General features: G+C 65.7%; 15 protein-coding genes and 1 pseudogene. 6 read left to right on the forward strand and 10 right to left on the reverse strand.

Going from position 1 to position 14,728, the window contains the following annotated elements; all coding sequences use genetic code 11:
* Position 1: 1 nt before the first annotated feature.
* The 4 genes from RM463_RS08620 (at position 2) to tatC (ending at position 1,868) form a co-directional block, all read left to right on the forward strand.
* Positions 2-337, forward strand: a complete 336-nt coding sequence (locus tag RM463_RS08620) for a phosphoribosyl-ATP diphosphatase (protein ID WP_311429769.1) — start codon at positions 2-4, stop codon at positions 335-337.
* A gap of 65 nt (positions 338-402) precedes the next feature.
* Positions 403-675 (forward strand): Sec-independent protein translocase subunit TatA, encoded by a 273-nt coding sequence (tatA, locus tag RM463_RS08625; RefSeq protein ID WP_195688751.1) that lies wholly within the window; start codon positions 403-405, stop codon positions 673-675.
* Positions 676-681: 6 nt separating this feature from the next.
* A complete protein-coding gene (gene tatB, locus RM463_RS08630; protein WP_311429770.1) occupies positions 682-1,104 on the forward strand; it encodes a Sec-independent protein translocase protein TatB in 423 nt (140 codons plus the stop codon).
* Positions 1,101-1,868, forward strand: coding sequence for a twin-arginine translocase subunit TatC (gene tatC / locus RM463_RS08635; protein WP_195688749.1), 768 nt, complete (start codon positions 1,101-1,103; stop codon positions 1,866-1,868). Before tatB ends, tatC begins: the two co-directional genes overlap by 4 nt.
* Before the next feature lie 123 nt (positions 1,869-1,991).
* Here the strand turns inward: tatC and elbB are convergent, their stop codons facing one another.
* On the reverse strand, positions 1,992-2,654 hold the full coding sequence (gene elbB, locus RM463_RS08640; RefSeq protein ID WP_311429771.1) for an isoprenoid biosynthesis glyoxalase ElbB: 663 nt from the start codon (positions 2,652-2,654) through the stop codon (positions 1,992-1,994).
* A 203-nt stretch (positions 2,655-2,857) separates the two neighbouring features.
* Here elbB and hemB point away from each other — a divergent pair, with 203 nt between their 5' ends.
* Complete coding sequence (gene hemB / locus RM463_RS08645) at positions 2,858-3,868, forward strand: porphobilinogen synthase (protein ID WP_195688747.1); 1,011 nt, start codon at positions 2,858-2,860, stop codon at positions 3,866-3,868.
* A 67-nt stretch (positions 3,869-3,935) separates the two neighbouring features.
* Here the strand turns inward: hemB and RM463_RS08650 are convergent, their stop codons facing one another.
* From RM463_RS08650 to rho, 9 genes are all read right to left on the reverse strand, one after another.
* Positions 3,936-6,059, reverse strand: coding sequence for a PhoX family phosphatase (locus tag RM463_RS08650; RefSeq protein WP_311429772.1), 2,124 nt, complete (start codon positions 6,057-6,059; stop codon positions 3,936-3,938).
* 138 nt (positions 6,060-6,197) lie between these two features.
* A complete protein-coding gene (locus RM463_RS08655) occupies positions 6,198-6,710 on the reverse strand; it encodes a DUF3087 family protein (protein ID WP_195688745.1) in 513 nt (170 codons plus the stop codon).
* 317 nt (positions 6,711-7,027) lie between these two features.
* Positions 7,028-8,092 carry a 3-deoxy-7-phosphoheptulonate synthase gene (locus RM463_RS08660; RefSeq protein WP_311429773.1) on the reverse strand — a complete coding sequence of 355 codons (1,065 nt, stop codon included), beginning with the start codon at positions 8,090-8,092 and terminating at the stop codon, positions 7,028-7,030.
* Between the two features lie 323 nt (positions 8,093-8,415).
* Complete coding sequence (locus tag RM463_RS08665; RefSeq protein WP_311429774.1) at positions 8,416-8,544, reverse strand: hypothetical protein; 129 nt, start codon at positions 8,542-8,544, stop codon at positions 8,416-8,418.
* An 80-nt stretch (positions 8,545-8,624) separates the two neighbouring features.
* Positions 8,625-8,753: a hypothetical protein gene (locus RM463_RS08670; protein WP_267491292.1), complete on the reverse strand. Its 129-nt coding sequence runs from the start codon at positions 8,751-8,753 to the stop codon at positions 8,625-8,627.
* A gap of 115 nt (positions 8,754-8,868) precedes the next feature.
* A complete protein-coding gene (gene folM / locus RM463_RS08675; protein WP_311429775.1) occupies positions 8,869-9,582 on the reverse strand; it encodes a dihydromonapterin reductase in 714 nt (237 codons plus the stop codon).
* Positions 9,579-10,358, reverse strand: a complete 780-nt coding sequence (locus RM463_RS08680) for an NAD(P)H-flavin reductase (RefSeq protein WP_311429776.1) — start codon at positions 10,356-10,358, stop codon at positions 9,579-9,581. The genes folM and RM463_RS08680 overlap by 4 nt, the downstream gene beginning before the upstream one ends.
* A gap of 18 nt (positions 10,359-10,376) precedes the next feature.
* Positions 10,377-11,864 carry a 4-hydroxy-3-polyprenylbenzoate decarboxylase gene (gene ubiD, locus RM463_RS08685; protein WP_311429777.1) on the reverse strand — a complete coding sequence of 496 codons (1,488 nt, stop codon included), beginning with the start codon at positions 11,862-11,864 and terminating at the stop codon, positions 10,377-10,379.
* Positions 11,865-12,068: 204 nt separating this feature from the next.
* A complete protein-coding gene (rho, locus tag RM463_RS08690) occupies positions 12,069-13,328 on the reverse strand; it encodes a transcription termination factor Rho (RefSeq protein WP_132042821.1) in 1,260 nt (419 codons plus the stop codon).
* A gap of 436 nt (positions 13,329-13,764) precedes the next feature.
* Here rho and ppx point away from each other — a divergent pair.
* Positions 13,765-14,724: pseudogene (gene ppx / locus RM463_RS08695) on the forward strand (exopolyphosphatase); the annotation flags it as partial.
* Between the last annotated feature and the right edge of the window lie 4 nt (positions 14,725-14,728).

Raw genomic sequence — 14,728 nt, forward strand, 5'->3', positions numbered from 1 at the left:
GATGAGCGATATTCTTGAGCGGCTTCAGGATGTCCTGGATCAACGCCGCGAGGCCAATCCGGCAGACTCCTACGTCGCTGCCTTGCATCACAAGGGCTTGAACAAGATACTCGAGAAGGTCGGCGAAGAGGCTACCGAGACCCTGCTCGCGGCGAAGGACGCCGAGGCCGGCGGTGATGCCGAACGTCAGGCATTGATCGCCGAAACGGCCGACCTGTGGTTTCATAGCCTGGTGATGCTGTCGCATCTCGGGCTCGAGCATGGTGCACTACTCGACGAACTGGCGCGTCGCTTCGGCATCTCGGGCCACGACGAGAAGGCCGCACGCAAGCCATAACCCGCTGAACACGACATCACTGGCCGTTCCGGGTGAGCCGGAACCCCCAACAAGAGGAAGCACTAATGTTAGGTGGCATCAGTATCTGGCAGCTGCTAATCGTACTCGGCATCATCATCCTGATCTTCGGCACCAAGAAGCTGCGCAACGTCGGCACCGACCTGGGTGGCGCCGTGAAGGGCTTCAAGAAGGCGATGAGCGAGGATGAGAAGGGCGAGCAGGACGAGAAGAATGGCGCCGAGAGCGAAGCGCAGGCCCGCGTCGACCACAAGGAAGAACCCAACACCTACGATGTTCAGGCCGAGCGAAAGCCCGAGGAACAAGAAGAGCGCAAATAAACTGCCATGTTCGATATCGGCTTTCTCGAACTCCTGCTGCTCGGCGTGGTAGGCCTGCTGGTGCTGGGACCGGAGCGGCTGCCCAAGGCGGCGCGCACCCTGGGCCTGTGGATCGGCAAGATCAAGCGAACCGTTTCCGGCATGCAGCGCGAGATCAGCGCCCAGCTGGAGGCAGAGGAGCTGCGCCAGAAGCTCGACGAGCAGCAGAAGAAGCTGGACGACAGCGTCTCCCGGGTGAAACACGGCGTCGAGGGCCTCGCCAAGCCCGAGGGTGGGACCCACGATGCCGAGAAGCCCCCTCGACAGGGGCCCGCAGCATCCCCGGAGCAGCGCCTGGATGATGCCCTGGCACGCGCTCGTGAGGGTGCCGCCGACGCTGACGCCGCCCCCCAGCCCTCCTCCGTCGACAAGGACGCCCCACAACGATGAGCAACCCCGGTGACGGCCCGGAACAGCACCAGGCCCCGCTGATCGAGCACCTGATCGAGCTGCGCTCGCGTCTGTTGCGCGCGGTGGTGGCGGTGCTGGTGATCTTCCTCGGCCTCTACGCCTTCGCCAACGACATCTATCTCTTCGTGGCCCAGCCGCTGATGGCGCTGCTGCCGGAAGGGTCACAGATGATCGCGACCGAAGTCGCATCGCCCTTCCTGGCCCCCTTCAAGCTGACCCTGGTGGCGGCCGTGTTTATCGCCGTGCCCTATGTCCTGCATCAGGCATGGGCCTTCGTGGCCCCGGGCCTCTACGACAACGAGAAGGCCCTGGCCATCCCGATCCTGGCCTCCAGCGTGCTGCTGTTCTACGCCGGTGCGGCCTTCGCCTATTACGCGGTCTTCCCGCTGCTGTTCGAGTTCTTCACCCAGACCGGGCCGGAGAACGTGACGGTGATGACCGATATCAACGCCTACCTCAACTTCGTTCTGAAGCTGTTCTTCGCCTTCGGCATGGCCTTCGAGATTCCCATCGCCACCTTCCTGCTGATCGCCTCGGGTGCCACCACGGTGGAGAGCCTGTCCAGGAAGCGTCCCTACATGGTGCTTGGCTGCTTCGTGGTCGGCATGCTGCTCACCCCGCCGGATGTGATCTCCCAGAGTCTGCTGGCGATCCCCATGTATCTGCTCTACGAGGTGGGGCTGCTGTTCGGCCGCCTGGCCCGACGCAAGAAGGAGCGCCGCGAGCTGGAGGACGACTCGTAAGCTGGAAGCTGGTTCGCAGCCTGGAACAGATCGCCCCCATGGCAACGCCATGGGGGCGACTTTTCTTCCAGCTTCCAGGCGCGAAGCGCCGCTCTACAAGCTTACGGCTCCCGGCACGCCGGGTCAGAGATCCATCAGCTCATCGACCCGGTCGACCAGCTTGAAGATGCCGGTGGTGGCCTCGCTGATGCGGGTGGCGAGCATGTAGGCCGGTGTGGTGACCACCCGGTGCTCGAAGTCGACCACGATATCCTCGACGCCGCAGCTGCGGTGCAGGCCCCCCATGGCGCTGATGGCACCCGACACCCCGGGGTCCTGACCGATGGTGACGGCGATGCCTGTACCGAGCAGCTTGGGCACCATCACCGGGCTGATGCACATCAGCCCGATGGGCTTGCGCGCCTCATGGAAGCCCTGCAGCGTCTCCTTGAGCTCGTCGAGTACCCGCATCTCGGCGCCATCCACGGCGAAGCTGGAGAGGTTCTTGGCGGCACCGAAACCACCGGGCAGAATCACCGCATCGAACTCGTCGGCGTCCAGTTCGTCCAGTGCCTGGATATCACCCCGCGCCAGGCGAGCCGACTCACTGAGCACACTGCGCGTCTCCCCTTCCACCTCCTCACCGCTTCGATGATCGATGACGTGATGCTGGGGAATATCCGGGGCAAAACAGCGATAGCCGAGACCCAGCTGGTCGAGCCGCAGCAGTGTCAGGGTGGTCTCGTAGATCTCGGCGCCATCATGGACACCACAGCCCGAGAGGATCACCGCCACCTGTTTGCTCATGCCTATCTCCTTGCAGAAGTCGCCTGCCAACGAGCGACAGGACCAATAATCGAATATGACACTCTAGAGCCATCCCCCGGGTGCGACAAGGCGAGCCTTTCGGCACCAGGCCACACTGATATACTCATGGGCCGTCCATTCCCATCCAAGTCATCAAAGAGCGCCGGACTTCCGTCGGTGGCGCCAGAGCCGGAGAGACGATCTTGAGCTTCACGACCCCACGCCACTTTCCCGCCACTCGCATGCGCCGCATGCGCCGCGATGCCTTCTCGCGCCGCCTGATGAGCGAGAACGTGCTGACGCCGGCCGACCTGATCTGGCCGGTCTTCGTCCTGGAGGGCGAGGGCCAGCGCGAACCGGTGCCCTCCATGCCGGGGGTCGAGCGACTCTCGGTGGACCTGCTGATCGAGGAGGCCCGGGAAGCACTCGAGCTGGGCATTCCCGCCCTGGCCCTGTTCCCGGTCGTGGATGCCTCGCTGAAGAGCGAACTGGCCGAGGCCTCCTACAGCCCCGATGGCCTGGTGCAACGCAGCGTGCGGGCCCTCAAGGAGGCCCTCCCGGAGCTGGGCATCATCACCGATGTGGCCCTGGACCCCTACACCAGCCACGGCCAGGACGGCATCCTCGACGAGCAGGGCTATGTGCAGAATGACCGCACCGTGGAGACGCTGCTCAGGCAGGCGCTCTCCCACGCCGAGGCCGGTGCCGACGTGGTGGCACCCTCGGACATGATGGATGGCCGCATCGGCGAGATTCGTCAGGTGCTCGAGCAGGAACAGCGGGTCAATACCCGCATCATGGCCTACAGCGCCAAGTATGCCTCGCGCTATTACGGCCCCTTCCGCGACGCGGTGGGCTCCGCCGCCAACCTGGGCAAGGCCGACAAGAGCACCTACCAGATGGACCCGGCCAACGGCGACGAGGCGCTGCATGAGGTGGCCATGGACCTGAGCGAGGGTGCCGACATGGTGATGATCAAGCCCGGCATGCCCTACCTCGACGTGGTGCGCCGGGTGAAGGATGAGCTGAAGGTACCCACCTATGCCTATCAGGTCAGCGGTGAGTACGCCATGCATATGGCGGCCTTCGAGAACGGCTGGCTGGATGCCGACAGCGTGATCCTCGAATCCCTGCTGTGCTTCAAGCGCGCCGGCGCCGACGGCGTGCTGACCTACTTCGCCAAGCGGGCCGCACGACTGCTCGCCGAGCAGTAGCGGCGTCAGGCGTCGGCCTCCAGGCAACAGGCGCCCCCGGCCGACGCCGATGACCTGCCGACTCGCGCTACACCGCGATCTGGCCGCCATCCTGCCTCTGAATCACCACGGTAGACGCCCGGGGCCGCACACTGCCCCGGGCCTCCTCGGTGGCATCCTCCGAGGCCGGCCAGTTGCCCGGGTGCTGGATATTGATAAACAGCGCCGTCCTGTCCGGGGTGGCGAAGATCCCGGTGACCTCACAGCCATTGGGCCCCACCGCGAAGCGCTTGAGGTGCTGCTGGTTATCGGCAGTCACCACGGCCTGCTCGCCGCCCGCCCCCAGGGCCCCCGGCACCACCGCCAGCAGCTGATCATTGGTGTGCTCGGCGACCCCCGCGTAGCCGTTATCGGTCTGGATCCACAGGATCCCCTGCCCATCACCACGGTCGTCGTACCAGAGGCCATCGGGGCTGGCGAACTGATTCATCTCGGTCAGCCCTGAGGGATTGTCGCTATCGGCGGCTGCCGCCCCGAAGACGAACACTTCCCATGCGAAACGAGTCACTCCATCGCCCTCCCGCCAACGGATGATATGTCCCGCACCGTTGTCGGGTCGCGGGTTGGCGGGGTTGGTCGGGGCGGTGGCAAACCCCGCACCGGGCTCCTCGACGGCACCGCCGCCATTGGTGAAGGTCGCCTCGCTCCCCTCCCCGGTGCGCTGGCTGTTGTTGGTCAGAGTGATATAGACCTCGCCGGAGGCGGGATCCACGCTGGCCCACTCGGGACGATCCATGGGCGTGGCCCCCATCAGATCGGCGGCGTCGCAGGTATTGATGATGATGCCTGCCAGATCGTCGGCGGCCAGCCCCAGGGCCTGGTGGAGGCGGCGACCGTCAACGGTCTTCGCCTCCGGGGTCAGTGGCAACCACTCCCCTCGACCGTCGGCATCGAAGCGCGCGGCATACAGCACGCCGTGATCCAGATACTTGGCCCCGATGGCCAGCCGGTCGTAGGCCTCCCCGGGGCGGTTGGCATCGGCCGGCTCCCAGGCGGCGGCGGAGACGAACTTGTAGATATACTCGTTGCGGGCGTCGTGCCCGGAGTAGAAGACCACCGGCCTGCCCGGCTCAAGCTTGCCGAGCCAGCAGCCCTCGTGACGAAAGCGCCCCAGCGCGGTGCGCTTCACGGCTCGGCGAGAGCCGTCGTAGGGATCGACTTCCACCTGGTAACCGAAGGTGCGCGCCTCGTTGCGATAGTCCTCGCGGGCACCGGCGCCCCGCGGGGTGATATCGAAGCGGGCGAACTCGTCGTTCCGCTCGGTGGGGTCACCGGCCGAGGTCTCCCAGCCATAGCGGGAACGCCGGGTGGGGACCCCGATGCGAGCATCGTCCCGAAAGCGCTCGCCGGTATTGACGAAGATATTCGGCCAGTTCTCCTCGCAGGCCAGGTAGGTGCCCCAGGGAGTGAAGCCGTTGCCGCAATTGTTGTTGGTGCCGCGGGCAAGACTGCCCTCCGGCGAGAAGCGCGTGCGCACATAGTCGCTGCCGGCGACCGGTCCGGCGACATCCATCACGGAAGCACTGGTAAGCCGACGGTTATAGGGGGAGCCTGGCACATGGCGCCAGTGGCCATCGGCGGACGCCTCCACCTCCACCAGTGTCACCCCGTGGGCATTGATCTCGGTGCGCGACTCCTCGGCGGGGCGGACACCCTCCTCGGCATTGGTGGGGCCTCCCTCAGGCGCCCACAGCGCCTGCTGGTCGATATACTCGTTATTCAGCGCCAGCACGAAGCGCCGGGAGGCCGTCGACTCATCCAGCGCAAAGCCATGCATGCCATCATGGTGCATACCCACGCTGGTGGCCTGACGCTCCGCGGTCATGGGCAGCCCGTCATGCCACCCCTGGGTCTCTTCGGCGAGCGATGTGCCCCAGGGCACCAGCACCTGGGCGGTATAGCCCGGCGGCACCACCACGGCGTCGGTACGCGAGCCGCGTACCGATTCGAAGGCCAGGGCCAGTGGCGTCTTCTGGTCGACACTCGAAGCCAGCACCCGAGCGGTCCCACCGAAACCCAGCATCGAGGCGGCCGCCAGCCCCAGGCCGCCACGCATCACGCTGCGCCGCGAGACATGACGCTCGAGAACGGAGGCGAAGGGCTCGTTGGTGCCGGGATTCAGGACACGGTGATCCTCAATTTCCTTGCTCATGCTGCTCTCCTCGTCGGGTGGGGGAAGCGTCAGACGCTTCCAGCTAACGAGGTCAGGCTAGGCGAGAGAGGTGACAGTACGATGAACCACCGGAAGGGAGGCGACACCCTGGCCGCCTGTCAGGCGGCCACGCTCGAGCTATCCCTTGCGGAAGGCCGCGAGGTCGTGGGGGTCGAACCCCTCGACACGCTCGGGCAGGCCCCGCTCCTCCCGGGCCTGACGCACCCTCAGGCGCTCGGCAACGGCTTCGCCATCATCATCCAGGGTGCGACCGTTGAGGTCGGCGAGCTGCAGCATGCCCTGGTGGTAGAACGCGAGCAGGTCCAGGGCGGTATCATTGCCCTCCTCGGAGGCACGCCGCAGCCCCGGCAGGTAGCCGCTGACCCGCGCGAGGTGATGCTTGAGCTGCCACGCATAGCGCACTTCCGCCATCCAGGGGCGCTCACGCACCACGGCAAATACCAGGCTGGTCGATATCAGGCCCAGCACCACCCCCAGCACATTGAGCCAGAAGCCGCCGTCGAAGGCGGCCTGCAGCAACTGGGAAAACAGCAGTCCGAAGACCACCAGCTGGGCCGCCATGGCCAGGCTGATCAGGCGACCCTTGCGGCGGTAGGTTTCGGGGTCGTGCTCCTCGAAGTGAAACGACATGGCGCTCTCCTGGGTAACGAGTCGGGAATCGGGCGCATTATCCCGGCATCGCCACCCAGGGTACAGTGCGGACGATGTACCACCACGCAGTGCCACTACAGGTGAGAGGCGCCGGGGGACAGGCCGAAGAGGGGGTCCTATGCCAGGGGTGAGAAGCACTGCTTCGAACGGGCTGGCCATGGATGGTCAGCACAGGTCCTGCAAGCGGAGCAGGACGCGAGAGCGAAGCAGGGCATCGGTAGCGCCCAGGGATGGGTTTACAGCGCCCCCTCGATGGTCCGGCACCCCGGGGCCTGTCGCCGGATCACCCTCGTGTGCTACCTCAAGCGCTCGGCGACGGAGAGCAGCAGATGCTCGGTGGTCTCCCAGCCGATGCAGGCGTCGGTGACCGACACCCCGTGGCGCAAGCGCCCCGGCTCCAGCGCCTGCTTGCCCTCGTGAAGATGGCTCTCCAGCATCACTCCGGTGATCGCCGTCTCGCCGGCCTGGCGCTGTGCCAGCACGTCGAGCAGCACCTCGCTCTGGCGGCGATGATCCTTGCGGGCGTTGGCGTGGCTGCAGTCCACCATCAGCCGCGGGGAGAGGCCACCCTCTTCCAGGGCGCGACGAGCCGCCTGAACATGGTGCGCCTGGTAGTTGGGCTCGCCGTGACCGCCGCGCAGCACCAGCTGGGTGTAAGGATTGCCCGCGGTATCGCGGATCACCGGCCGCCCCTCGCTATCCATGCCGAAATGACTATGGGGATGAGCCGCGGCACGCATGGCATCTAGGGCCACGCCGATATCACCGCCGGTGGCATTCTTGAAGCCCACCGCCGCCGCGAGACCACTGGCAAGCTCACGGTGCAGCTGGGACTCGGTGGTACGGGCGCCGATCGCCACCCAGGAGAGCAGATCCTCCAGATAGGGCGCCAGCATCGGCTGCAGAAGTTCGGTGGCCACCGGCAGGCCCAGTGCCGTCACATCGAGCATCAGCCGGCGCGAGACCTCGAGGCCGCGAGCCATGTCCCCCGTGCCGTCGAGGCCGGGGTCATAGGCCAGCCCCTTCCATCCCACGGTAGTGCGCGGCTTCTCGACATAGACCCGCATCACAAGCAGCAGGCGGTCTTCCACTCGTGCCGATAGCTCTGCCAGCCGCTGGGCATACTCCAGGGCTGCCCGGGGGTCGTGGATGGAGCAGGGGCCGACCACCACCAGCAGGCGATCATCGTGGCCGGCAAGAATATTGTGCACGGCCTGGCGCTGGCTCTCGACGCGGCGCTTCAGACCAGCGGCGAGCGGTAGCTCACGGCACAGATCGCCGGGCGTGGGCAACACTCGAGCGGGATGGACGGCGGGGCGCAGGGAATCGTTCAGGGGGGCGGCGGCAAGGGTCGCATTCATGGCGTCATCAACTCCGGGTAGCGGTCATACATCGTGTTTGTCGGATGCCACCGATCTCGCTACGGTCGGATGTGGCGGAGTGAGCCGACCGCAGCTCGCTAAATCGCCAGTAGCCGTAATAGCCCACGCAGCAGAGGGTCTGGCGGATGGCGATGGATGCGGTCATGGTTCTCTCCTCGATGTCTACTGTGCTGTCGGGCGACGTGGCCGTGATGGTGTCGGGTGGCCTGGAACGCAGAACCCCCGGGCGGGGCTGCCGTCCGGGGGTTCTGGTGGAGGCGGCCCTGGGGGGTGTGCCTCCGGCGATGTCGTCTCTTGCGCGTTCAGGACATGGCCGCCGGCACACCGGTCATAAAATAGCCATACCAGTAACCGCCCGTAGCCGCGCACAGCGTTCCCACACGCTCGCTGGCGGCGTGATGGTGAATGCAGTGGGTGGCGGATGCGGTCATGGGTCTCTCCTGTGCAGTCGCTTTATCGTGCCGCATCGCGGCAGGGCTGACAAGGCCCATCACGCTAAAGGCCGAATGGTTCAGCCGGCGAACAGCTGGTACCAGCCGATGGTGGCCGGCAGGCAGCTCATGGCCACCAGCACGATCAGGCCCATGATGATGGACAGCAGGCCGCTGTTGTCGCTGAAATTCTCGTCATGTCCCGCCATGTGTCGCTCCTTCGATTGCGTCAGGATATTGGATCAGGGTAAGGCACTATTCTAGCGAAGATGACGTCCCCCGGCACGGCGCCGATGGTCGCACTCTGCTGATCTTTTTGCAGGCTCAGCGCAGATGGCGACCGCCATCCACCGGCAGGGTAGCGCCGGTGACATAGCGGTTGTCGAGCAGGTAGCGCAGGGTCTGGTAGATGACCCCGGGGCCGGGCACCTTCTGCATCACCGACTTGGCGCGCGCCTTCTCGGCATAGGCCTCGTCGTCATCCTCACCCAGCATGATCAGCGCCGGGGCGATGGCGTTGACCTGAATATCGGGGGCGTACATGGCGGCGAACGAGAGGGTCAGGTTATCGAGCCCCGCCTTGCTGGCGGCGTAGGCGGCGTGCTTCCGGGAGCCCTTCTGCACCACGTAGTCGGTCATATGCACGATATCGCGCTGGGGCTCGCTGCATGCCTCGAGCAACCCCCGGGCGTGCAGGTTGATCAGATAGGGGGCCTGCATATGCACCCGGAACAGCCGCTCGAAGGTCGCCCCCGCCTCCTCCCCACAGGAGTCGGGCGCCCAGTCGCTGGCGTTATGCACGATGGCACGCAGCGACGCCGTCTCGCGCTTGAGCCGCGCCAAGAAGTCGAGAATACCCGCCTCGCTGGCGAAGTCGGCCTCCAGGGTGATGATGCCTCGCTCGCGCAGCGCCTCGAGCTCGGGTCGCTCGCGACGATAGCTGATGATCACCGGATGGCCGTCGTTGATCAGCTGCTCGGCGCAGTGGCGACCCAGCCGCTGAGCGCCGCCGGTGATCAGGATCGGCGAGGCGCTCATGCACCGGCCTCATGCCGCAGGCTACCCGCGGTGGGCACGATGGGGTCGCGGGGCGCATAGGCGAACACGTCGGAGAACACCCGCGAGGGCGACAGGCCCAACGAGGCCAGCACATCGACGCAGGCGTAGACCATGCCCGGTGAGCCGGAGAGGTAGACATCCTGCTCCGAGACATCCTCGAGCCCATTGGCCAGCGCCTGGTCGATGCGGCCGTGATGCCCAACCACCCGCTCTCCGGACCAGGGCAGCGCCGGGGCCACCTCGGTGACCGGGTGGAAGTGGAAGTGGCGATGCGACTCGGCCCACTCCCGGGGCAGGCTCTCCAGATAGAGATCGCGCTCCTCCCGCGCCGCCCACCACAGGGCGATCTCGCGCTCGGGGTCGGCGGCCAGCGCCCCCTCGACCAGCGCCTTCATCTGGGCGAAGCCGGTACCGGCGGCGATCAGCAGCAACGGCCGCCGACTGTCGGGGTCGAGCACGCAGTCACCGCCAGGCAGGCGCAGGGTCAGGTGGTTGGCCACCTTGACCAGCTCGCGCAGCCGCACGGAGTTGCCGCGCTCCGGCCAGTGCTGGATATGCAGCTCGATCTCGCCGTCGCCACGCCAGGCATTGGCGATGGAGAACGGCACCCAGACCTCTTCGGCGAGCTTGAGCTCCAGATATTGGCCGGGGTCGTGGGCGGCCGCCTCGGCGCGTCCGTCGAGTCGGACGCGGAAGACGTCCTGGCTGAGGTCCTCGACCTCGGTGACCGGGCAGGTCAGGATCCTTGGGGTCATGAAATCCTCGTACGCATGTCAGGGGGTCGTGTTGTCGGGGAGTTCGATGCCCAGCTCGTTCCAGCGCTCGCTGACGCGGGCCTTGACGGCCTCGTCCATGACGATGGGCTCGCCCCACTCGCGGTCGGTTTCGCCGGGCCACTTGCTGGTAGCATCCAGGCCCATCTTGGAGCCCAGGCCCGAGACGGGCGAGGCGAAGTCCAGATAGTCGATGGGCGTGTTCTCCACCATCACGGTATCGCGGGCCGGGTCCATGCGCGTGGTGATGGCCCAGATCACATCCTTCCAGTCCCGGGCATCGACGTCGTCATCGAGCACCACCACGAACTTGGTGTACATGAACTGGCGCAGGAAGCTCCAGACACCCATCATCACCCGCTTGGCGTGTCCGGGATACTGCTTCTTCATGGTCACCACGGCCATGCGGTAGGAGCACCCCTCCGGCGGCAGATAGAAGTCGACGATCTCGGGGAACTGTCGACGCAGGATCGGCACGAACACCTCGTTCAGCGCCAGGCCCAGGATCGCCGGCTCATCGGGGGGGCGTCCGGTATAGGTGGAGTGATAGATGGCATTCTCGCGCATGGTCATGCGCGTCACCGTGAATACCGGGAAGTTGTCGACCTCGTTGTAGTAGCCGGTATGGTCGCCATAGGGGCCTTCCGGCGCCATGTCATCGGGGTAGATGAAGCCCTCGAGGATGATCTCCGCCGAGGCCGGCACCTCCAGATCGACATGGCCACACTTGACCAGCTCGGTGCGTGAGCCGCGCAGCAACCCGGCGAAGGCGTATTCGGAGAGCGAGTCGGGCACCGGGGTCACCGCACCCAGGATGGTGGCCGGGTCGGCCCCCAGCGCCACTGCCACCGGGAAGGGCTCGCCGGGGTGTGCCTGCTGGAACTCCTGGAAGTCCAGCGCCCCGCCACGATGGGAGAGCCAGCGCATGATCAGCCGGTTCCGGCCGAGCTTCTGCTGCCGATAGATGCCCAGGTTCTGGCGCTTCTTGTGGGGCCCCCGGGTGATCACCAGCGGCCAGGTGACCAGTGGTGCGGCATCACCGGGCCAGCAGTGCTGGATCGGCAGGCGGTCGAGATCGACCTCCTCTCCCTCGTAGACCAGCGCCTGCACCGGGGCCGAGCGCACGCTCTTGGGCCCCATGCTCATCACCTGCTTGAAGATCGGCAGCTTGTCCCAGGCATCACGAAAGCCCTTGGGAGGCTCCGGCTCCTTGAGGAAGGCGAGCAGCTCACCCACCTCACGCAGGGCGGCCACCGAGTCCTGGCCCATGCCCAGGGCCACCCGGCGCGGCGTGCCGAAGAGGTTGCCCAGCAGCGGCATATCATGGCCCTTGACGTTCTCGAACAGCAGGGCCGGCCCCCCCGCGCGCAGGGTGCGGTCGCAGATCTCGGTGATCTCGAGGTAGGGGTCCACCTCGGCGCTGATGCGCTTGAGCTCTCCCTGGGCCTCCAGGGCAGCGATAAACTCGCGCAGATCCTTGTACTTCATTCGGACTTCCCGATCCCAGAATGACGAAAGGGGCAGCATAGCATGCCCCTTGAATAGGTCTGATGAGTTGCCAGTGTAAGCGGCGCCGGGGACAGGTCGAAGAGGGGGTCCTATGCCAGGGACGGCATCGGTAGCGCCCAGGGAGGGGTTTACAGCGCCCCCTCGCAGGCCTGTCGCCGGGTTAGCCGCGCCATGGCCAGATGGTCAGCGACGCTTCATCGCCTCGAAGAACTCGATGTTGGTCTTGGTATCCTTGAGGCGGTCGATCAGAAACTCGGTGGCCGCGGTATCCTCCATGGGATTGAGCAGCTTGCGCAGGATCCACATGCGCTGCATCTCGTCCTCGGAGGCCAGCAGATCCTCGCGACGGGTGCCGGAACGGCGGATATTGATCGCCGGATAGACGCGACGCTCGGCCAGCTTGCGATCGAGGTGCGCCTCCATGTTGCCGGTGCCCTTGAACTCCTCGAAGATCACCTCGTCCATCTTGGAGCCGGTGTCGACCAGCGCGGTGGCGATGATGGTCAGGCTGCCGCCCTCCTCGATATTGCGCGCCGCACCGAAGAAGCGCTTGGGCTTCTCCAGGGCGTGGGCATCGACACCACCGGTGAGCACCTTGCCGGAACTCGGCACCACGGTATTGTAGGCACGCGCCAGACGGGTGATGGAGTCGAGCAGGATCACCACGTCCTTCTTGTGCTCCACCAGGCGCTTGGCCTTCTCGATCACCATCTCGGCGACCTGCACATGGCGTGCCGGTGGCTCATCGAAGGTCGAGGCCACCACCTCGCCGCGCACGGTGCGTGACATCTCGGTCACCTCCTCCGGGCGCTCGTCGATCAGCAGCACGATCAGGTGACACTCGGGGTTGTTGCGGGTGATCGAGGTGGCGATATTCTGCAGCATCAGCGTCTTGCCCGCCTTGGGCGGAGAGACCAGCAGGCCGCGCTGCCCCTTGCCGATGGGGGCCACCAGATCGATGATCCGCGCCGTGAGGTCCTCGGTGGAGCCGTTGCCGATCTCCGTGCGCAGCCGCTCCTGAGGGAACAGCGGCGTGAGGTTCTCGAACAGGATCTTGTGCTTGGCGTTCTCCGGCCGATCGAAGTTGATCTGGCTGACCTTGAGCAGAGCGAAGTAGCGCTCTCCCTCCTTGGGCGGGCGAATCTTGCCGGAGATGGAGTCGCCCTTGCGCAGGTTGAAGCGGCGAATCTGTGACGGCGAGACATAGATGTCATCGGGCCCGGCCAGGTAGGAGCTGTCGGCGCTGCGCAGGAAGCCGAAGCCATCCTGAAGGATCTCCAGCACGCCATCGCCATAGATCGGCTCGCCGCTCTTGGCGTGCTTCTTGAGGATGGCAAAGATGATGTCCTGCTTGCGAGAACGTGCCAGGTTGTCGATGCCCATCTCGCGGGCCATCTCCAGCAGTTCCGGCACGGGCTTTTGCTTGAGTTCGGTAAGATTCATCGGTGTGTTCAGACGTTGCTCTTGGTAAGCCGGGCGGCATGCGCCGTGAGGAAAAGCGACAGGAGGCGAGAAGAAGACGCCCTGTAGGTGCGTTCAGAGCCCGGACAGGCTACCTCTGGACATGATGTGTCGTATGGCCATGGGCGGTCGACCGCACGGGGCTGCCGAACCGATAGCGAGAGCGAGGAAGCAGGTTCATTTCGCCTGATCAGGGGTTCGGGGCCGCTAGGCCGGGAACACGATCTGATGCAGTGGGCTGTCTGACGACTTGGAAGTGACCGAGACGAATCGCCGGTTCGGTCGGAAAGCATTTGGAACAGGCGAACGCCTCGATACTAGACAAGCCCGCCGATGAACGCAAGCCCTGCCATTCGTGGCGATTGACAGCGCCGCGGCTTGGCAGCACCCTTTTTCGAGACCCGTCGAAGGAAGATTCATGAACTCGCCACAGGACCCGGCTCCTCTCGCCCAGGATGGCACCAGCGCCCCCCGCCTGGCCGCCATCGACCTGGGCTCCAACAGCTTTCATCTGCTGGTGGCCGACTACCGGAACCACCGCCTGCAGATTATCTCGCGCCTCGGCGAGAAGGTGCAGCTCGCCGCGGGTCTCGACGATAGCGGCACCCTCGACGACGCCAGCATGGCAAGAGGCCTGCGGTGCCTGGAACACTTTGCCCCCCTGCTGGAGGGTGTCACGCCGCGCCACCTGCGCATCGTGGGTACCAGCGCCCTGCGCGAGGCCACCAACAGCGGGGCCTTTATCGAGCTTGCCAGGACCCGCCTGGGGCACCGGGTCGAGATCATCTCCGGCCGCGAGGAGGCACGTCTGATCTATCTGGGCGCCGCCCATGCCCTCGCCGACCAGGCTCTCGGACCAGCCAACAGACGACTGGTCACCGACATCGGTGGCGGATCCACCGAGGTCATCATCGGCGAAGGCTTCGCGCCACTGGCGCTGGAGAGTCTGAGCATGGGCTGCGTGACCTTTTCTCGCCGCTTCTTCGCCGACGGCGAGATCACCGAGCAGCGCATGCGTCGGGCCGAGCTGGCCGCCCTCTCCGAGCTGGCCGCGATCTGTCCAGCCTATCGAGAACTGGGGTGGCAGCAGGCGATTGGCACCAGTGGCACCCTCCAGGCCGCCGCCGCGGTGCTGGCGAAGAGTGGTGACTGCCGGGAGGGGCAGATCACCCGTGGAGGCTTGACCGAACTGCGCCGCCGGCTGGTCGAGTGCAAGCACCTGGACAGGGTCTCGCTGGAAGGGCTGAAGCCCGATCGTGCACGAGTCTTCCCGGCGGGCATGGCGATACTTGGTGCCATCTTCGAGGCCTTCGGGCTCGAGCAGATGGACTACACCGATGGCGCCCTGCGCGAAGGTGTGCTCTACGACCTGGTGGGGCTAC

Source organism: Halomonas sp. LES1 (assembly GCF_031846005.1).
Classification (GTDB): domain Bacteria; phylum Pseudomonadota; class Gammaproteobacteria; order Pseudomonadales; family Halomonadaceae; genus Halomonas.